16 protein-coding genes and 3 tRNA genes are annotated in these 21,066 nt (G+C 45.7%); 17 read left to right on the plus strand and 2 right to left on the minus strand.

The window, feature by feature from the left end:
* Positions 1-12: 12 nt before the first annotated feature.
* From lpdA to htpG, 10 genes are all read left to right on the plus strand, one after another.
* Entirely contained in the window at positions 13-1,398 is a 1,386-nt protein-coding gene (gene lpdA / locus QVP94_RS06085) for a dihydrolipoyl dehydrogenase (protein ID WP_288213187.1), read from the plus strand.
* A 28-nt stretch (positions 1,399-1,426) separates the two neighbouring features.
* On the plus strand, positions 1,427-2,170 hold the full coding sequence (locus tag QVP94_RS06090; protein ID WP_005857636.1) for a lipoate--protein ligase family protein: 744 nt from the start codon (positions 1,427-1,429) through the stop codon (positions 2,168-2,170).
* Between the two features lie 103 nt (positions 2,171-2,273).
* Entirely contained in the window at positions 2,274-3,608 is a 1,335-nt protein-coding gene (locus QVP94_RS06095) for a dihydrolipoamide acetyltransferase family protein (RefSeq protein ID WP_005857638.1), read from the plus strand.
* A 22-nt stretch (positions 3,609-3,630) separates the two neighbouring features.
* Positions 3,631-5,664 carry an alpha-ketoacid dehydrogenase subunit alpha/beta gene (locus QVP94_RS06100; protein ID WP_005857640.1) on the plus strand — a complete coding sequence of 678 codons (2,034 nt, stop codon included), beginning with the start codon at positions 3,631-3,633 and terminating at the stop codon, positions 5,662-5,664.
* A gap of 33 nt (positions 5,665-5,697) precedes the next feature.
* The gene (locus QVP94_RS06105) at positions 5,698-6,201 is read left to right on the plus strand and encodes a flavodoxin (protein WP_005857641.1); all 504 of its coding nucleotides are present in this window, start codon (positions 5,698-5,700) and stop codon (positions 6,199-6,201) included.
* A 324-nt stretch (positions 6,202-6,525) separates the two neighbouring features.
* Positions 6,526-6,966, plus strand: coding sequence for a MarR family winged helix-turn-helix transcriptional regulator (locus QVP94_RS06110; RefSeq protein ID WP_005857644.1), 441 nt, complete (start codon positions 6,526-6,528; stop codon positions 6,964-6,966).
* Complete coding sequence (locus QVP94_RS06115) at positions 6,947-8,266, plus strand: TolC family protein (protein WP_005857646.1); 1,320 nt, start codon at positions 6,947-6,949, stop codon at positions 8,264-8,266. The genes QVP94_RS06110 and QVP94_RS06115 overlap by 20 nt, the downstream gene beginning before the upstream one ends.
* Before the next feature lie 15 nt (positions 8,267-8,281).
* Entirely contained in the window at positions 8,282-9,352 is a 1,071-nt protein-coding gene (locus tag QVP94_RS06120) for an HlyD family secretion protein (protein ID WP_009017263.1), read from the plus strand.
* Entirely contained in the window at positions 9,349-10,953 is a 1,605-nt protein-coding gene (locus QVP94_RS06125; RefSeq protein ID WP_022192205.1) for an MFS transporter, read from the plus strand. Before QVP94_RS06120 ends, QVP94_RS06125 begins: the two co-directional genes overlap by 4 nt.
* Before the next feature lie 170 nt (positions 10,954-11,123).
* A complete protein-coding gene (htpG, locus tag QVP94_RS06130) occupies positions 11,124-13,178 on the plus strand; it encodes a molecular chaperone HtpG (RefSeq protein ID WP_005857652.1) in 2,055 nt (684 codons plus the stop codon).
* A 57-nt stretch (positions 13,179-13,235) separates the two neighbouring features.
* On the opposite strand, the gene QVP94_RS06135 is transcribed toward htpG, so the two are convergent.
* The gene (locus QVP94_RS06135) at positions 13,236-13,559 is read right to left on the minus strand and encodes a thioredoxin family protein (protein WP_005857654.1); all 324 of its coding nucleotides are present in this window, start codon (positions 13,557-13,559) and stop codon (positions 13,236-13,238) included.
* A gap of 112 nt (positions 13,560-13,671) precedes the next feature.
* Between QVP94_RS06135 and QVP94_RS06140 the strand changes: the two genes are divergently transcribed.
* The 5 genes from QVP94_RS06140 (at position 13,672) to nrfA (ending at position 17,976) form a co-directional block, all read left to right on the plus strand.
* On the plus strand, positions 13,672-15,990 hold the full coding sequence (locus tag QVP94_RS06140; RefSeq protein WP_005857656.1) for a patatin-like phospholipase family protein: 2,319 nt from the start codon (positions 13,672-13,674) through the stop codon (positions 15,988-15,990).
* Between the two features lie 76 nt (positions 15,991-16,066).
* Positions 16,067-16,143, plus strand: a tRNA-Arg gene (locus QVP94_RS06145).
* 57 nt (positions 16,144-16,200) lie between these two features.
* A tRNA-Arg gene (locus QVP94_RS06150) sits at positions 16,201-16,274 on the plus strand.
* A 28-nt stretch (positions 16,275-16,302) separates the two neighbouring features.
* Positions 16,303-16,376 (plus strand) — tRNA-Arg (locus QVP94_RS06155).
* A 139-nt stretch (positions 16,377-16,515) separates the two neighbouring features.
* Positions 16,516-17,976 (plus strand): ammonia-forming cytochrome c nitrite reductase, encoded by a 1,461-nt coding sequence (gene nrfA / locus QVP94_RS06160; RefSeq protein ID WP_005857658.1) that lies wholly within the window; start codon positions 16,516-16,518, stop codon positions 17,974-17,976.
* On the opposite strand, the gene QVP94_RS06165 is transcribed toward nrfA, so the two are convergent.
* Complete coding sequence (locus tag QVP94_RS06165; RefSeq protein WP_005857660.1) at positions 17,973-20,288, minus strand: sensor histidine kinase; 2,316 nt, start codon at positions 20,286-20,288, stop codon at positions 17,973-17,975. The genes nrfA and QVP94_RS06165 overlap by 4 nt on opposite strands.
* Positions 20,289-20,388: 100 nt before the next feature.
* Between QVP94_RS06165 and QVP94_RS06170 the strand changes: the two genes are divergently transcribed.
* On the plus strand, positions 20,389-20,850 hold the full coding sequence (locus QVP94_RS06170; RefSeq protein ID WP_009017259.1) for an alanyl-tRNA editing protein: 462 nt from the start codon (positions 20,389-20,391) through the stop codon (positions 20,848-20,850).
* 96 nt (positions 20,851-20,946) lie between these two features.
* On the plus strand, positions 20,947-21,066 hold a 120-nt coding region (gene pgk / locus QVP94_RS06175; protein ID WP_288213189.1), incomplete at its 3' end, for a phosphoglycerate kinase.

The following is a 21,066-nucleotide window of genomic DNA, read 5'->3' on the forward strand; positions in this document are numbered from 1 at the left end:
TAATTAATGTATATGGAATATGACATAGCAATCATAGGCGGTGGACCTGCGGGTTACACCCCCGCCGAAAGGGCTTCGGAGAATGGGTTAAAAACCGCCGCCGAAAGGGCTTCGGAGAATGGATTAAAAACGATCCTTTTCGAGAAGAACGCTATCGGTGGCGTCTGCCTAAACGAGGGATGTATCCCGACAAAAACTCTTTTATACTCCGCCAAGATACTAGACAGTATCAAAAGTGCCTCCAAATATGGTATAGTGGCGATGAAAGACCCAAGTTTCGACTTGGCAAAGATTATCGACCGGAAGAACAAGACCGTCCGTAAACTTACGCTCGGGGTAAAAGCCCGGCTTACGGGTAACGGCGTCACCATCGTAGAAGGAGAGGCACGAATCACCGGAGAGGAGTTTGGAAATATACGGATTCACTGTGATGGAAAAGAGTATTTAGTGAAGAATGTGTTAGTATGTACAGGCTCTGAAACCGTGATCCCTCCTATCAAAGGATTATCTGAGGTCAAGTATTGGACTTCCCGGGAAGCCCTTGATCTCAACGATTTGCCAAAATCGTTAGCGATTATCGGTGGTGGCGTGATCGGAATGGAGTTCGCCTCATTCTTTAACAGTATGGGCGTAAAGGTGAAGGTAATCGAGATGCTACCCGAGATATTAGGGAATATGGATAAAGAAACCTCAGCGATGCTTCGATCCGAGTATAAGAAAAAAGGCGTAGAGTTTTTCTTGAATACCAAAGTTACAGAGGTATCCGCAGAGAAAGTCTTTGTTGAGAAAAACGGCAAGGCAGACACGATTGAAGCCGATAAAATATTGGTGAGCGTGGGCCGCCGTCCGATTACAAAGAGTCTGGGACTAGAAAATCTAGCGATCGAAATACAAGGGGCCGGTGTAAAGGTAAACGAACATATGCTGACTTCCCATCCACATGTATATGCGGCTGGAGATATTACCGGTTTTTCCCTGCTGGCACATACGGCTTACCGGGAAGCGGAAGTTGCCATACACCATATCCTAGGCATACCGGACGAGATGAGCTATAAAGCCATTCCGGCGGTAGTTTATACGAATCCGGAATTGGCGAGCGTGGGTAAGACAGAAGAGGAATTGGTAGCGAATGGGGAAAGTTTCCGTGTTCAAAAGATCCCGATGACCTATTCCGGACGTTTCGTCGCAGAGAACGAGAATGGTAATGGTTTATGTAAACTGATCACGGACGACGAGGATCGTATCATCGGTTGCCATCTACTAGGGAATCCGGCATCCGAGATTATCGTCACCGCCGGAATCGCTGTCGAGAATGGTTATACAGTCGATGAATTTAAGAAAAATATTTTCCCGCATCCGACAGTCAGTGAGATCCTCCACGAAAGTTTATATATCTAATAAAACGCCTAACTAAAACAGTTTCCTGATGCTTTGCATTCACAATACACAAACGGATCCATACTTCAATTTGGCCGCCGAAGAGTATCTGCTCAAGAATTTCAAAGAGAATATTTTCATGCTTTGGCAGAATGAACCATCAATCGTGATCGGTAAGCATCAGGATGTATGGGCCGAGGTAAATCTCAAATTCGTACAAGACCAACAAATCAAGATAGCACGCAGGTTTTCCGGTGGTGGTGCCGTTTACCATGATCCGGGAAACCTGAATCTTACATTTATAGAGACCGGCCAGATTATGCAGACCGACAAATATACCATCCAGATCATGAATTTTCTCAAGACATTGGGAGTACATGTCGAGATGGATGAACGGAAAGGACTAACTATCGGAGGATTTAAAATATCGGGTAGCGCACAGAGTATCCATAAGAATCGGTATATGCACCATGCTACCTTATTGTTTTCCACCGATCTGGATAGGCTCGTCACCTCCTTGAAAAGTACATCCCGTCAAACACCAGAGAAAACAGGAGGCAAACGATCGACATTCGTTAAATCTGTACGGAGTCCGGTCACGAATATCAGCGCTCATCTTCCGGCATCTATCTCCATCCAGCATTTTAAGAAAGCGCTTCTTTATTATTTCACGATCAATAATCCGGGCATACAGGATTATTCCTTCACGCAAGCAGACTTGGAAGCCATCTATAGGCTTAAAGAGCAGAAATATGCTACAGCCAGCTGGAACTTTAACACTTATACACTATAATACAGAAACTTACCTTCTTAATCTTTGTTCTTATTATATACCGTTTGTAGAGACGGGGTACGCCCCGTCTCCCACTATATGACAGTAATTAAAAAATCAAAATATGGCTACATTTGAGATAAAGATGCCTAAGTTGGGCGAAAGTATTACAGAAGGAACCATCATCTCATGGTCGGTAAAGGTAGGTGATACCGTAGAGGAAGATGATGTCCTTTTCGAAGTAAGCACAGCGAAAGTAAGCGCTGAGATTCCATCCCCCGTTGAGGGAAAAGTAAAACAACTTCTTTTTAATGAGGGAGACACCGTAGCGGTCGGTACAGTCGTAGCGATCCTTGAGATCGAAGGTGAAGGAGAGGATAACGGAGCTCAGCCGGAAACCTCGGAGGCTACTCAACCGAAAGAACAAGTCCCCGCTCCCGCCTCAGAGGAATTATCAAAGAATTCCCAAGAGGAAGATCGTTGGTATTCTCCCGTAGTATTGCAATTAGCGAAAGCTGCCGGTGTATCGCAAGATGAACTGGATCATATTCCGGGTACCGGATATCTGGGACGTCTCAGTAAGAAAGATATTCAAACGTATATCGATCACAAAAATAAAGGTACGGAAATGCCGAAACCGAAACAGGCTCCTGTTTCTTCCATGCAGCAAACGGCTACGAGCACGCCGATAATTACGGTAGCGCCGCCGACCGCTCCTTCCATGCCTATGACAGCGGCCACTCCATCCGCTCCACTCGCTCAAGGAGACGAGGTGAGAGAAATGGATCGTGTACGTAAGATCATTGCGGACCATATGGTATTATCGAAAAAAGTATCTCCGCATGTGACGTCGGTTATCGAGGTAGACGTGACCCGACTGGTTAACTGGCGTAAAAAAGTGAAGGATCAATTCTTCAAGCAAGAAGGCATCAACCTAACTTATATGCCGGCTATTACCGAAGCGACCGCCAAAGCGTTGAAAGCCTATCCATTAGTAAATTCATCTGTGGACGGTTACAATATCATCCTAAAGAAGCCTATTAATATAGGTATAGCGGTTTCCTTAAACGACGGAAATTTAATTGTCCCGGTTATACACGATGCCGATAAGCTGAACCTAAGTGGCCTCGCCTCACAAATAGATACCTTGGCGGCTAAAGCCCGTGAGAATAAGCTCGCCCCGGATAGCATCCAAGGCGGAACGTTCACGATTACGAATTTCGGAACCTTCAAGAGTCTGTTCGGCACCCCGATCATCAATCAGCCTCAAGTAGCGATCCTAGCCGTCGGTTATATCGAGAAGAAGCCTGCGGTAGTAGAGACGCCCGAGGGAGACACGATCGCTATCCGTCACAAGATGTACCTCTCACTCTCCTACGACCATCGTATCGTGGACGGAGCTTTGGCGGGAGCCTTTTTACGTTCCATCGCCGACGAACTAGAGAATTGGAACGCTTAATACATTATTATAATAGAACAACATGAAAAAGTATGATATAAAAACAACAGATAAGGAGACTCTCAGGAAATGGTTTTACCTTATGACGCTCGGAAGGGCGATCGATGAGAAGGCTCCCTCCTATTTATTGCAATCTCTCGGCTGGTCTTATCATGCCCCGTATGCCGGGCACGACGGGATACAACTCGCCATGGGACAAGTATTCGATAAGGATACGGACTTTCTCTTCCCCTATTACCGGGATATGTTGACGGTTCTCTCGGCGGGAATGACTGCCGAGGAGATCATCCTGAACGGTATCTCCAAGGCGACCGATCTGACCAGTGGCGGCCGCCACATGTCTAACCACTTCTCTAAGATGGAATGGCATATCGAGAACGTTTCTTCCGCTACGGCGACTCACGATCTCCATGCCGCCGGCGTGGCACGGGCGATGGTTTACTATGGACAGAAAGGCGTAGCGATTACCTCGCACGGTGAATCGGCCGCTTCCGAAGGCTATGTGTATGAGGCAATCAATGGCGCCAGCAATGAGCGACTGCCGGTTATCTTTGTCTTCCAAGACAATGGATATGGTATCTCTGTCCCCAAAAAGGACCAGACGGCCAATCGTAAAGTTGCCGATAACTTCTCTGGCTTCAAGAATTTACGTATTATCCATTGCAATGGAAAAGACGTGTTCGATTCCATGAATGCCATGACCGAGGCCAAAGAGTACGCGATCGCCAACCGGACTCCCGTGATCGTTCAGGCCAATTGCGTACGGATAGGCTCCCACTCAAACTCCGATAAACATACCTTGTATCGTGATGAGAACGAGCTTACCTATGTAAAGTCCGCCGATCCTTTATACAAATTCCATCGCATGCTGATTCGTTACGGACGTTTCACCGAGGAAGAATTGAAAGAGATCGCGGATCTAGCGGCTAAAGACCTGAAAGCCGCCAATCGGAAAGCGATGGCCGCCCCCGATCCCGATCCGTCTACCGTCAAGGATTACGTCCTCCCGGAACCTTATCAACCTCAAAAATACAAAGAAGGTGTTCAAAACGAGGAAGGAGAGAAAGAAACGCTAGTTACGGCGATCAACAAGACGTTGAAAGCGGAGTTCCGGCACAACCCGGATACGTTTATCTGGGGACAGGATGTAGCCAATAAAGAAAAGGGTGGCGTATTCAACATCACGAAAGGCATGCAGCAAGAATTCGGTATCGAGCGAGTCTTCAACGCCCCTATCGCCGAGGATTATATCGTAGGGACAGCGAACGGTATGTGCCGCTTTGACCCGAAGATCCATGTAGTGATCGAGGGCGCAGAATTCGCCGATTACTTCTGGCCGGCCGTCGAGCAATACGTGGAATGTACGCATGAGTATTGGCGCAGCAACGGGCAATTTACCCCAAACATCACTTTGCGCCTAGCCTCCGGAGGCTATATCGGAGGAGGGCTTTATCATTCCCAGACCATTGAGGGCACATTGACCTCATTACCCGGTGCCCGGATTGTTTATCCCTCTTTCGCGGATGATGCCGCCGGACTGTTGCGGACGAGTATGCGTTCTAAAGGCTTTACGCTCTATCTGGAACCGAAAGCGCTCTACAACGCGGTAGAAGCCTCCACCTTTGTCCCCGAGGATTTCGAGGTTCCGTTTGGGAAAGCCCGTATCCGCCGTCCGGGAAAAGATCTGACGATCATCACTTATGGCAATACGACCCATCTTTGCCTCAACGTAGCCGAGCTTCTTTACAAAGAAAAAGGCTGGGAACTGGAGGTTATCGATCTTCGTACCTTGATACCATTGGATAAAGAGGCGATCTTCAACTCGGTGAAGAAAACCAGTAAAGTATTGATCGTACATGAGGACAAGGTCTTCTCTGGCTTCGGAGCGGAAATTGCCGGCATCATCGGCTCGGAACTATTCCAGTACTTGGATGCTCCGATCCAACGGGTAGGTTCCCTATTCACTCCGGTTGGTTTCCATCCGGTCTTGGAACGGGCCATCCTCCCCAACGAGGAGACCATCTATCATGCGGCAAAAGAACTGCTGCTTTATTAGATCCACATTCGTTAAATCTTTAAAAGCATCACAATGAAAACAGGATTATTTTACGGAACGGGCACAGAGAAAACAACCTTTGTCGCCAATAAAATAAGAAAAGCTTTCGGGGAGGATCAGATCGATATCATCCCTATTGAAAGCGCATGGAAAAGAGATTTCGAGGCTTACGACCATATAATCGCAGGAACCTCTACTTGGTTCGATGGCGAACTTCCCACCTATTGGGACGAGATCATCCCGGAACTGGTCACTTTAGACCTTAAAAATAAGAAGGTCGCTATTTTCGGTCTTGGAGATCAAACGAATTATCCGGATAATTTCGCCGATGGAGTCGGCATACTGGCGGACGCTTTCACCTCCTGTGGAGCGACTTTAGTAGGCGAGACCTCTTCGGATGATTATTTCTTTAATGCCTCCAAAGCCTTGAAAAATGGCAAACTACTTGGCTTAGTCCTCGATTTGGAAAACCAACCGGATCAAACCGACAAACGAATCGAGCGATGGGTGAAGCAATTGAAGGAGGCGTTTGGATAAAGAAGAATGCATCTTAAACTCGTAAACGAGAACTAAACAGAAAGCGTAACGAATCACTCCACGGGTTTGTTACGCTTTCAGTCTATACGCCTGTCTTTCATACACATACTGTGCCAGCATCTGCCATCGCCTTGGCACAGCTGTGCCACACTGATGGCATACCCGTGCCATAGTGATGGCAAGCCCGTGCCACGCCGATGGCAAAGCTGTGCCACCTAGATGGCAAACATACTTTATTAGCGAGACGCTAATTAGTTAAACATTTGACTAATCCGAGAAAAAACGCTATCTTCGCGCCCAGCAAGTTTAAAAGAATTATAAGTAATGGTAGAAGGTAAAGAATTCCGGGAACTTATGTTACAAGTTGTCCGCACACGCATGGCATTTCGTCGGTCTATGCAACGAACGCTGAAAAAGAACAACGCCGGTATAACATTTGAGATGCTTCAAATCTTGAGTTGCCTATGGCACGAACAAGGTATCACCCAACAGGTCTTGGCAGAGAGAACGGCAAAGGATAAGGCTTGTCTGACAAACCTAATGAACAATTTAGAGAAGAAAGGCTACGTCCATCGGAAAGAAGATCCCGAGGACCGGAGGAACAAACTGGTTTTCCTAACCCCGGAAGGAGAAGAATTCAAAAAGCAAATTCGCCCGATCCTTGATCAGGTTTATGTACATGCGGAGCATATTATCGGAATAGAGAACGTAGAAACCATGTTATCCGAATTAAAAGCAGTACATAATGTCCTTGAGAATATATAAAAAGCACGTATTGAGCCTCTTTTGTATGACGGTCGCTACATTTCCGGCAATCGCCCAAACGGATTCGCTCTTCTTGACCATCGACCAGCTTTTTGAGAGAGGCGTACGGCACAGTCTGCAGATCCAAGCAGACATCTTAAAAGAATCGATAGCGCGAGAGAGAACGCATACGGCCCGTTCCGCACAATTACCAGACCTGCAAATCGGCTTGAAAGGTGGATATGTAGGGCAACCGATCCTCTTTGAGCAAGGGCTTGCCCACCCGACTCGCCCGGAAGCGCCCGATTGGTCCCAGAACTATGCCATCGACCTTACCCAACCGATATACCAAGGCGGTAAAATCCGGTATTCCATCCGGAAAGCGGATCTGGAGAAAGAAGTCGCCTCTTTACAAACGCTCACAGACCAGAGTGAGATCAAGCTCAGTCTATTAAATCAATACATCGGTCTTTTCAGCCTGTTTAAACAACGTGAGGTGCTTTCCCGTAATATCGAGGAATCGGAACGCCGCCTGCAAGATATCCGGCGTATGAAAAAAGAGGGACTGATAACCAATAACGACGTATTAAGAAGCGAGATGCAATTAACCAACGACCGCCTATCCTTGCAAGAAACGGATAATAGCCTCATACTGGTATCACAGCAATTGGATATCCTGATCGGTCTCGATGAGAATCTGTTGCTCAAGCCAGACACCACGTTACTGGACCAAACCGTATCTTTAGAAACTTACGAAGATTATGTAGCCCAAGCCTATTCCAATGATCCGGCGATACGTCTACTCCGGAAACAAACAGAGTTAGCCCAAAACGATATACGTTTGACTAAAGCCTCATCGCTACCCAGCCTATCGCTATATGCGTCGAACACATTGGCACGTCCAGTCTCCCGAACATTAGCGGATATGTACAATAACAACTGGAACATAGGTCTGTCGCTCTCCTACCCTTTATCCTCTTTATATAAAAACAACCATAAGATAAAGGAAAGCAAATGGATGGTCTCGTTACATAAAAACGAGGAGGAACAGAAAAAACAGAAAATCCGTATAGAAGTGCGCACCGCGTTCTTACGTCATAAGGAAGCTCTACAAGAAGTGGAAGCCTTGAAGTTATCCGTACGGCAAGCTCAAGAGAACTACAGGATCATGCAAAACCGGTATTTAAACCAATTGGCGATCCTAACCGACTTACTCGACGCGAACTCGGTTCTCCTCAACGCGGAGCTACAGCTCACGAATACCCGTACCCACGTGATTTACACTTACTATCAACTACAGAAGGCTTGCGGCCGTCTCTAAAAAGAAACAACGACTATGGCAAACGAATTAAAAGAGAAACATCAAAGACTAAAGAAAGTAAGGACACGGAATATAGTATTAAACTCCATATGTATCCTTTTAGCCGGTTCCGGCATTTGGTGGACAGCCAATTATTTCTGGCGTTACATCAATTATGAGGTGACAAACGATGCCTTTGTGGACCAATATATCGCCCCACTAAATATACGTGCCTCCGGCTACATAAAAGAGGTCCGTTTCAAGGAACACCAGTACGTTCACCAAGGGGACACACTTCTCATATTGGACGATCGGGAATATCGGATCAAGGTAAAAGAGGCAGAGGCCGCGTTGATCGACGCCCAAGGATCACAAGACGTACTTCGTTCCGGTATCGAGACCTCCCATACGAACATCGCCGTACAAGACGCCAACATCGCCGAGGCTAAAGCCAAGCTTTGGCAATTGGAACAGGATTATCACCGATTTGAGCGGCTGCTGAAAGAAGAATCGATCCCCGAGCAACAATACGAGCAATCCAAGGCCGCTTTCGAGGCGGCGCAAGCCCGATATCAGGCGTTGGTGGAACAAAAGAAAGCCGCTTTCTCCCAATTCACCGAAACCAGCAAGAAGACAACAGGAGCCGAGGCGGCGATCTTACGAAAAGAAGCGGATCTAGATTTAGCGAGGTTAAACCTTTCCTATACCGTTATAACCGCCCCTTACGACGGTCATGTAGGCAGACGGACCTTAGAGCCCGGACAATACGTGCAAGCCGGACAAACGATATCCTACCTCGTACGAGATAAAGACAAATGGATCACGGCCAATTACAAGGAGACCCAGATCCCCCACATCTATATCGGGCAGAAAGTACGTATCAAGGTAGACGCGTTGCCGGGAAAGATATTCAACGGGGAGGTAACCGCAATCTCCGACGCCACAGGCTCCAAATACTCATTAGTCCCGACCGATAATTCCGCCGGAAACTTCGTCAAGGTACAACAACGTATCCCGGTACGGATAGACTTGGAAAATCTATCGCAAGAAGATACGCAATATTTAAGAGCAGGCATGATGGTTGAAACAGAAGCCTTACGCAAATGATCACGATGAAAGAGCTTGGGGCACCGATCCGCCAATGGGTGCCGGACTGGTTAGGATTGATCTGTATCTTCATCGTTATCCTTCCGGTCACGATGCTAAACGGCTCGTACACCGGCAGTATGCTGGAGGTATCAAACACGCTAGGCACGAACACCGAGGATATAACCATGGGATATTACGCGGCAGCGGCGGGAATGGCGGTATCCTATCCGATTATCCCGAAGATACTGGAAGCCTTCTCCATCAAATTCTTATTGTTGGCGGATTTAGTCGCCCAGTTCTTCCTAAGCTGGATCTGTGCCCGCTCCCAGAACGCCGACATATTGATCGTCTGTAGTTTCGCGATCGGTTTCCTGAAAGGGTTTCTCATGCTGTGGTTTATCCGGTACTCGCAAAAGATATTCAGCCCTAAAAATATACGTAGCCAATTCTATTCTTACTTCTATCCTTTTGTTTTCGGAGGGGGACAAGCATCCATGCTTGTTACCGCACAGTTAGCCTACCATTACGACTGGAAATATATGTATTACTTCATGATGCTAATGATTTTATTGGCCATAGTAATGGTAATCATCTGCTTCCGCCATAACCGGCCGATCAAGTCCATCCCCTTGGCCGATCTACACATCCGGGAAATGTTCATCATATCCATCGGATTGTTAATGCTTATGTATGTCATTAATTACGGGAAAGTACTCGACTGGATGGCATCCCCCAAGATTTGCCTTTATATCATGATCGCCCCGATATTGATCGCTTTATTTATTTGGTATCAATATCATTCGGAACGTCCGTACGTGAATCTGGCGCCTTTATACCAACCGAAAGCCATTATCGGTTATTTCTATATGATGCTTGTCATGTTTTTCAGTACTTCGACTACCTTGTTGACCAGCTACCTGACCAGTATCTTAAAGGTAGACAGCACTCACACCTATTCCCTTTATACTTATTTGCTTCCGGGATATGTCTTGGGGGCGTTCATCTGTTTTTGGTGGTTCCGGTGGCAACGTTGGCGGTTTCGTTTCTTGATAGCGGGAGGAATGAGTTGTTTCGTCCTGTTCTTCGGGAGCCTTTATTTCGGGATCTCACCGGATAGCAGATACGAGATGCTCTACTTTCCTATATTCCTCAGGGGATTGGGCATGATGGTTCTTATCATAGCTTTCGCCTTATTTGCCGTGGAAGATTTAAATCCTAAATATTTATTGTCAAACGCTTTCTTTCTCATCATTTTCCGTTCAGTATTATCCCCCATCATGGCGACTTCTTTTTACAGTAATATACTATATCGCTTGGAACAAAAATATATGTATTCCTTATCAGAAACCGTTACGCTGGCCGATCCTCTAGCCGCCTCACGCTATAACCAAGCGCTTGGCAATGCCTTGACCCAAGGGCATCCCTACGACGAGGCAGCGCAAATGGCTACCAATACACTCTATAATACGTTACAGCAACAAAGCTTATTATTGGCGTTAAAAGAGATACTGGGGTATTTATTAGTCATCTCCTTATGCATAGCGATCGTATCCCGCTTTATCCCATTCCATAAAACCATCCGTGTTACATTCGCCAAGACAGGAGATGATATGGTTTGATCAAACTATGCCCGGCTGCAAATCTATCAGCCGGCATCTGCCTTTTTGTCATTTATAGTTTATCCGAAACATTTTGGCATTCGTTTTGTATAGGAATAGGCGGATCTTGAGAATGATCAGGATCAGGAATACGCACAAAATAACAATAAAAATAATAAGATATTCAGACTATGAGCAGTAAACAAGGTAACATCGGAGTAACATCGGAAAACATCTTTCCGATTATCAAGAAGTTCTTATACAGTGATCACGAAATCTTCCTTCGTGAACTTGTTTCTAATGCGGTAGACGCTACCCAGAAGTTAAAAACGCTTTCTTCCGTAGGCGAGTTTAAAGGCGAACTCGGCGATTTGACCGTACAGGTTAAGTTCGATGACAAAACGATCACGATCTCTGACCGGGGTATCGGTATGACGGCCGAGGAGATCGATAAGTACATCAACCAGATCGCTTTCTCTGGCGCCGAGGAGTTCGTTGAGAAATACAAGAACGACGCCGCTTCTATCATCGGTCACTTCGGTCTTGGTTTCTACTCCTCTTTCATGGTTTCCAAGAAAGTAGAGATCGTGACGAAATCGTACAAAGAAGGCGCTGTTCCCATGAAATGGAGCTGCGACGGTACGCCGGAATACTCCTTGGAGGAAACGACGAAAGAGGATCGCGGTACCGATATTATCCTGTATATCGACGACGAGAATAAAGATTTCTTGAACAAGGATAAGATCAATGGCTTATTGACAAAATACTGCCGTTTCTTACCGGTTCCTATTGCGTTCGGCAAGAAGCAAGAGTGGAAGGATGGCAAATATGTAGATACGGACGAAGATAACGTAATCAACGACACCAAACCGGCATGGGTTCGCAAACCGGCCGATATGACCGACGAGGATTACAAGAAGTTCTATCGTGACTTATATCCTATGACGGATGAGCCGTTGTTCTGGATTCACTTGAACGTAGACTATCCGTTCAACTTGACCGGTATCTTATATTTCCCTCGCATCAAGAGCAATATCGACTTGCATCGTAACAAGATCCAGTTATATTGCAACCAAGTATTCGTTACGGATTCCGTAGAGGGTATCGTTCCTGAGTTCTTGACATTATTGCATGGTGTATTGGATTCGCCGGATATCCCGTTGAACGTATCCCGTTCCTATTTGCAAAGCGATCAGAACGTGAAGAAGATCTCCAACCACATCACGAAGAAGGTGGCAGACCGCTTGGAAGAGATCTTCAAGAACGACCGCCCGCAGTTCGAGGAGAAATGGGATAGCTTGAAACTATTCATCCAATATGGTATGTTGACTGATGAGAAGTTCTACGACCGTGCGGTTAAGTTCGCCTTATTCAAGGACGTCGAAGGCAAATACTTCACTTTCGAGGAATACAAGAACTTAATCAAGGACAACCAGACAGACAAAGAGGGTAACTTAATCTATCTGTATACCACCAATAAAGACGAGCAATACAGCTATATACAAGCCGCAAAGGACAAAGGTTACAGCGTCTTGGAAATGGACGGACAATTGGATGTACACTTGATCGGACAATTGGAGCAGAAGTTCGAGAAGAGCCGCTTCGTTCGTGTGGATAGCGATACGATCGATAACCTGATCCGCAAGGAAGACTCGAATAAGGTAACCTTGAGCGAGGAGCAGAAAATGGCCATGCAGGAAGTATTCAAGAGTCAGATGCCGAAATTGAACAAGACCGAGTTCTACGTAACATTCGAGGCATTGGGCGAAAACGCGAACCCTGTCATGTTGACACAAAGCGAGTATATGCGAAGAATGCGTGAGATGTCCGCTATGCAACCGGGTATGTCTTTCTATGGCGAGATGCCGGATAGCTTCAACTTCGTATTGAATACGGATCATCCGTTGATCAAGAAAGTATTAACTGAAGAGGAGCAAGCTTGCGACGAGAAGTTAAAACCGATCCTTAGCGATATCAAAGGGTGGGAGGCTCGTCAAGCCGACTTACGTGAGGCTCAAAGCAAAAAGAAAGAAGATGAGATCACGGCGCAAGAGAAAGAGGATATGACCAACACCAACCATAAGCTGGATGAGCTTCGTGAGCAACGCAACCAAGTTCTCGCCGAGTACGCCGGTACGAACAAGACAGTTAGTCAGTTGATCGACCTTGCTTTGTTAGGAAACGGTATGCTGAAGGGAGAGGCCTTAAGCCAATTCATCAAACGTAGCGTAGAACTGATCGGATAAACCAATCCTCACATATATAAAAAACCGTTCCTTCTCGGGGGAACGGTTTTTTTAGTTTCAGCCCACGACATCCTCGACCACTTTCCGCAACCTATCCAAGTTCATCTCGCCGGATTGTCTCCACAAAGCCTCCCCTTTCCGTAGCAGGATAAAAGTAGGAATCGATTCCACCGTATACAAATCGGCAAGAGCGCTCTCCTCCTCGATATTGATTTGTACCACTTCTAATTTTCCTTTCTCCAATTCCTTGAACTCCTTCACGATCGGCATCATTTTCTGGCAATGAGGGCACCAATCCGCATAAAACTCAGCCATGACCAAAGCACCAGTCTCCATAACGGTCTTATTCCGCTCTTCCCTATTCAATTCTTTCTCTTTCATAACATCTTCTGTTTTAATTGTATTGATAACTCAACAATACGAAAAAACAAAATGTTTATGTTTCTAAAGAAATACTTCTTACATTTGGAGAAGAAAAACAGATTGGGTTCATATGAGGAAAATAACAGTTATCATAGCCTTATTCCTTGCTGCCATTCAGATTGTTTCCGCCCAGAAAGTAGGGTTGGTACTCAGTGGCGGCGGTGCCAAAGGAGCGGCACATATCGGAGTGATCAAGGCGCTGGAAGAAAATAATATACCGATCGATTACATTACCGGTACCTCCATCGGGGCGATTATCGGTAGTTTATACGCCATGGGATATTCCCCCGAGGAGATGCTGGAGCTGATGCTTTCCAAGGAGTTCTCCTATTGGCAAACAGGTACGGTGGAGGAGCAATATACCTATTATTTCAAGGAGCCTTACCCGACCCCGGAATTCGCGCATTTCTCCATCGATATGTCCGATTCCCTACAGATCAAGGCTAGCTTCTTACCGCAAAGCTTGATCAATCCCATACAGATGAATCAGGCGTTCATGGCCTTGTTCTCGCAGGCGACGGCAAAGGCGGGGTGGAATTTCGACAACCTGTTTGTCCCTTTCCGTTGCGTGGCCTCGGATATATATACTAAAAAGCCGATCATCTTTAAGAATGGGGATCTGGGAGACGCCGTACGTGCCTCCATGACTTTCCCGTTTTTCTTCCAGCCCATATGGAAAGACAGTATTCCTTTATTCGATGGAGGTATCTACGATAATTTCCCGGTAGGCCCGATGAAAGACGCGTTCCACCCGGATTTCATTTTCGGATCGACGGTATCGGGAGGGAATAAAAAGCCTTCGGAGAATCCTTATAACCAGATCGAGACCATGATCATGCAAAAGACCGATTACGAGGTACCGGAGGAAGATGGCATGATGATTAAATTCAGTTTTCCCACCGTCTCCTTATTGGATTTCCAGAAAGGTAAGGAGCTTATGGACATCGGGTATAAACGTACCCTTTCCATGATCGACTCCATCAAGCAACGGGTTCCCCGGGAAGTGCCTTTAAATGAGGTTACCGAAAGAAGAAAAGCCTATAAAGAGAACCTTCCCCCGCTGATCTTCCGCAATATTTACGTGACGGGCGTATCCGAGGCCCAGCGTAAATACATAGAGGCCCAATTACACAGGGATATCAATAACGAGTTCTCCATGGAAGAGTTCAAGCGGGCTTATTTCAAGATGCTGACCTATTCCAAGATTAGGGAAATCATGCCGCATGCCGTTTATAACCGGAAAGAGAAGAAATTCGATCTTTACCTGGACGTGAAGATGAAAGAAGAGATCACGGTTGGCTTCGGTGGAAACGTATCGTCTCATCAAGCGAATCAATTATACCTAGGATTGGGGTATCAATATCTGGGACGGTTCGCCGCCGACGTAAACTCGAACTTTCAAGTGGGTAACTCCTTTAGTGGTGTCATGTTGAGTGGCCGGATGTACCTGCAAACGCAAATCCCCACTTATTTAAATTGGCAAGGAGTCTTCTCGGACAAGAAATACACGGAAAGCCAATCCCTCTTTTATGAGGATATAGTGCCCGCCATGATTAAGCAGAAAGAACTGTACATGAAACTAAAATTAGGCTTCCCCTTCCTCAACCACGCGAAAGCGGAGATCGGGTTCGCCTACGGACGGTTGAACGATTTCTATTTGCAGAGCACCACGATACCTTTCCCGAACGCCTCTTTCGACCATAGCTGGTACGATTTATTCAGCGGCTCGTTAAGTATCGAGCAAAACTCACTCAACACCAAACAATACCCGATAAGCGGAAAACAGCAATTCCTAATCGCCCAATACGTAACCGGTACGGAGAAGTATACCCCATCCCCCACTTCCGCCACGACGGAAGCCCCGATTGGTCGCAAAGTGCATAGCTGGCTGCAACTGAAAGGGCGCTGGAACCAATACCAGACGCTGAGCAACCGTTTCAACTTAGGTTATTTGGCGGAAATGGTCATATCCAGCAAGAACCTCATGAATAACTATACGGCTAGCGTATTACAGGCCCCGGCGTTTACCCCGACACCCCATAGCGAGATTGTATTCAACGAGGCGTTCCGGGCGAACCAATATGTGGCTTTTGGGCTTTCCCCGATCTTGAAGTTAAGCAAGCTTCTGCACTTCCGGTTGGATATGTATGGCTTCGCTCCACTCTATGAAATACAAAAGACGGTGCCGGAAAACAACCCGTATGTCGGAATCCCGCATTATGGTAAGTTTTTGCACTCGTTTAATTATATGGGTGAAGCGGCGGTCGTATTGCAATTGCCATTCTTATGTATCAGTCTGTACGCCAACGGATACAGTTATCCGAAGGAGAATTTCAACTTTGGCTTAAACATTGGTTACCTGATCTTCAATCCAAAAATGTTAGATTAAATTCGCAAAAAAGTAGTCGAAACGTTTGCATATTTAAAACAAAAACGTACCTTTGCACTCGCAATCACGAAACAATGGCCGCGTAGCTCAACTGAATAGAGTAGCTGACTACGGATCAGCCGGTTACAGGTTTGAATCCTGTCGCGGTCACCATTCGAAGATAGCAATAGAATATATCTTGGCTTGAATATTCAAATTCATTTACAGATTGGCTCGCTAGCTCAACTGAAAAGAGCATCTGACTACGGATCAGAAGGTTAAAGGTTTGAATCCTTTAGGAGTCACTTGAATATTCAAATTCATTTACAGATTGGCTCGCTAGCTCAACTGAATAGAGCATCTGACTACGGATCAGAAGGTTATAGGTTTGAATCCTATGCGAGTCACTTGAGAATCCTTATTTCATCCAGCGTCTTCGGAAGCAATGAAATAAGGATTTTTTCAATTTCTACCGGTCGTATCATTATTATTCATATATTCGCAGTTAATACAAAGAATATTTTATTTAAGATAAAAGGTAAACACTTGAAAGCACACTATAAAACTTCTATAGCCATAAGTCTAATCGTCATTATCGTATTAGTGATCTTACGTACTACTGTTACCGGACAAGATAGCATCAAATTCATCGACAATACCGATGATCAGCCAATCGATCAACAAAACAGCGACTCTATAGACCTTCGTTATTCCAATGAGTACCAAAGTTGGAAACAAACCTCGGACACGACTTTCCGCAGTTTGTTTAATGGGAACCAACAAGCTGATATCTTGGCCGAACATCCCGGAATGATGGTATTATGGGCAGGATACGCTTTCTCCAAAGATTATCTAAGTCCCAGAGGGCATATGTATTCCATAGAAGATCTATACAAAAGCCTGCGGACCGGCGCTCCCATGACCCCGACGAGTGGTCCCCAGCCTGCCGCATGCTGGGCATGTAAAAGTCCGGACATACCCCGCTTATTAACGACCACCAATGCCAAGACCTTATATAAGAAGAAATGGGCGGAGCTAGGCAACGAGATCGTGAATCCAATCGGATGCGCAGACTGCCATGAGCCGCAGAGCATGGGATTGCGCGTGACCCGCTCATTCTTGAAAAGTGCCTATAAGCGCAACGGATTACGTATAGAGGACGCAACCGAGCAAGAGATGCGATCTCTAGTATGCGCCCAATGCCACGCCGAATATTATTTCCAAGGAGAAGATCGTATACTAGCCTTACCTTGGGATCAAGGTTATACAGTAGAAAATATAGAAGCCTATTACGATAGCATAAACTTCACCGATTTCACCCATAAATTAAGCCGGGCACATTTGATAAAGGCGCAACATCCGGATTTCGAGTTATTCCAGATGGGCATTCACGGGCAAAGAGGCGTTTCCTGCAGAGAATGCCATATGCCTGCTATCGGGGAAGATGAGAACCGGTACAACAACCATCATATCAAAAGCCCGTTGGCGATGATAGACCGTACTTGCCAAGCCTGCCACCGGGAAAGTGAGGAGACCTTACGCAAGGATGTTTATGAACGGCAAAACAAAGTCTACGCCATACGCATGCGTGTAGAGGAAGAATTGACAAAAGCCCATATAGAAGCGAAATTCGCTTGGGACAAAGGCGCTACGGAATCTCAAATGAAAAACGTATTAAAACTGCTCCGGCAGGCACAATGGCGTTGGGACTTCGCCGTGGCCTCACACGGGGCGGCTTTCCACGCGCCCCAAGAAGTCACACGTATCTTGGGCAGCGGACTCGATAAGTCTACCCAAGCCCGCATCCAGATCATGAAGGTCTTAGCGCAGCTAGGCTATACCCAAGACGTTCCGATGCCGGATATCTCCACGAAAGCGAAAGCCCAGCAATATATCGGCCTCGATATGGAAGCCGAGCAACAGGCCAAACAAAAGTTTTTAGAAACCGTCATCCCCCAATGGCAGGAAGAAGCGAGGGCCAATAAACGATTCATCGAAGGTAATTAAGTTCTTTCCTCCAGCTCCAACCCCGGGGTATAAGGTAGCGAGATCGTAAACTTACTACCTACACCAACCTCGGATTCAAGCGATATGCTTCCATGAAACGTATGAACGATACTCTGGCAGATCGCTAACCCCAAGCCTGTACCTTGGGCAAACTCATCTAGTTTCTGGAAACGCTCGAATACCTTTTCCTTTTTATCATCAGGAATGCCCTTACCCGTATCTTTCACGGAAATAAGGATCGATTTTCCATCTGCGCTAAGTTCGTATCCGATCTCGATATATCCCTTAGCGGTAAACTTCACCGCATTATTAATGAAATTGGTACAAACCTGCGTCAACCGGAAATGATCCGAACGGATGATAAGAGGTTCATGGGGAACCCTTATCTTTAACTCCACTCCCTCCGGCATCATCAATTGATGCGTATGGAAGATATCTCCCATCAGTTTACTCAGATCGAGGTTCTCATAAGAGAAAGACATGCTACCGGATTCTATGCGTGATAGATCCAAGATATCGTTGATCAGCTTAAGCAACAGGTCACTGTTTTTGGTAATCAGATCTATAAACTCCGCCTTTTCCTCCGGTTCCAAAGGCATATCCGAATTGAGCAATTGGGAGAAGCCTACGATCGCATTCAGAGGCGTACGTATCTCATGGCTCATATTCGCCAGAAAGACTAATTTCATCCGATCGGATTCCTCCGCTTTCTGGCGGGCGGCTATAAGGCTATTCTCCGTATCTTTTATCCGCTGGATATTCAAGCATAAGCCACTTACCTCAACAGCTTCGTCACCGGAAACCGAATCTTTCTCATTCTTATTTTGGGCATAGCGAAATTCCCACCACTCATACCCCTTCTTATTAAAGTTACAACGACGTTGCGTCACTTTCCGGGAAAGAAAGCCACTATCCAGCAGATTCCGGTCTCGAAGGAAATTATCCAGTTCTTCAGGATGTATAGCATCCTGAAACTCCTCGATTTTCATCGGTACACAGGGCATACCTAAATAATGGTAGAATCTATTATCAAACTCGAATACCCCTTTGCTATACCGAAAAGCGAAAATGTTGCCGCTATCCAACGCAAAAGAAAGAAAAGTCTTCTCCCTTTTTAACTTCTCCTGCGCATCCTTCTTATGTAAAGCCTCCTGTATATATCGCTTTCTTTGGTAACTAAAAAGCAGAAGCAACATCACCACCAGAATAAAGCCGGCAGCCCATATATAATATTTATATTGAACGACAAACGGCATATTCGCAATAATAGCTCCTTCCGGCAATTTACTACTATCAATGCCCCAACGTTCTAACACACCGTAATCAAAAACATAAGCCTTGTTACTCCCTTCGATTTGCGGAAAATCGGACGGGGGCGTTCCTTTCAAGATAGAGACGACCCGGTTTACAGCCCCCTCTACCTCATCCTTAAAGACAGTGACATACCCGCCAACTACGCCATTCTGATTTCCGATCAACTCATTGATCACGGAGAAACATGGAAAGGCGCTGAGCCGCCCCAACGAGATTGTCATATAATCCCTCTTGGTTGCCAGATACGCTTTATTATAATAATTCTCGCCGAATCCCTTAATCAGGGCATTCGCCGATTTCGTACTGAGTGTGCTTATATACATCGTATCCGGCTTTATCTTAGGTATATCCGATATCGAAATCCCGTTCTTTCCGGATAAACGTACCCGATCCAAGGAATATATATTGTTCACGGCACAAATATCCTGAATCTGCGCATTCATGTCCGCCAGCATCATATTATCCTGAAAGGTATCATCCGAGACTCTTATGACGATGCAATTACCAACAAGCCGCCGTATCAATTCTATATTCCTCTTATAATCCGGTTTATCATAAAAGCCCGTCATATTCGGATATTTCCGGATGATCGGGATATTGGGATAACTAACCCCCATAAACACGACCGGGATCGATTTAGCGAGGGGATGCCTGCTACTTATCAAAGCGTTTAAGGCTTGATCGTCATTGACCAGAATAATATCCGGGTTCCATGTCGATAACCCATTCAGTTTCTTGAATAATTTCTGTCGCTGTTGCTTCTCCGAATATTGCTCACAATCCAAATAAAAAGAATAGACACTCGCATGTATCCCCTTCTTCCGCAATTCACTCGACATGATTTCCTTCATCTTCTCATAGGCGGGAAAATGTTTTTCGTAAGATTGAATCACGAGTATACGCTTCTCCTCCGATAAGTCTGTAGAGGATTTACATGATATACAGGTAACAAAGAGAAATATGATAGATATTATTCCAAATAAGCGCTTAGCTGGCATATCGTTCCTTTAAGGTGTTTTCTATGACTTTACAAAACTAAAGATTTATTTCGTACATTTGAGCATATTTTTCACGAAATACAATCAAAACATCAAATACATGAAACAAGAAATCCAATTAAACGAACACAACAAGCAAGAGTATCCTCCTATGCACACGGCGGAACATATCTTAAACCAGACAATGGTGCGGATGTTCGGATGCCCCCGGTCTAAGAACGCACACATAGAGAGGAAGAAGTCTAAATGCGATTATCTATTGGCGGAGGAGCCTAGCGCAGAGGCCATGGCTGAGGTCGAGAAGAAGATAAACGAGGTGATCGACCGGCACCTACCCGTAACCATCGAGTTCATGCCAAAAGAAAAGGCCGGCGGTATCGTGGATTTAAGTAAATTGCCCGATGATGCCAGCGATACATTACGTATCGTACGCATAGGCGATTACGATGCCTGCGCATGTATCGGATCGCACGTGGCGAATACATCCGAGATCGGACATTTCAAGCTATTGAATTACGACTATGCCGACGGGAGATTACGGCTACGTTTCAAATTGGTATAAAATTTAAAGCAAGCGCAAACAGCCAAATGAAATATTTTGTGTAAGTTTGCAAGCGATTAAAAGAACATTTTAATACAGACATTAAATACAATAGTTATGCAAACAATTGACAATTTCAATTTTGCCGGCAAAAAGGCATTTGTAAGAGTTGACTTTAACGTTCCATTGGACGAAAACTTCAACATCACCGACGACACTCGTATGCGTGCCGCTCTT

It is taken from the genome of Parabacteroides sp. CAG:2 (assembly GCF_000436315.1).
Taxonomy (GTDB): Bacteria; Bacteroidota; Bacteroidia; order Bacteroidales; family Tannerellaceae; genus Parabacteroides; species Parabacteroides distasonis.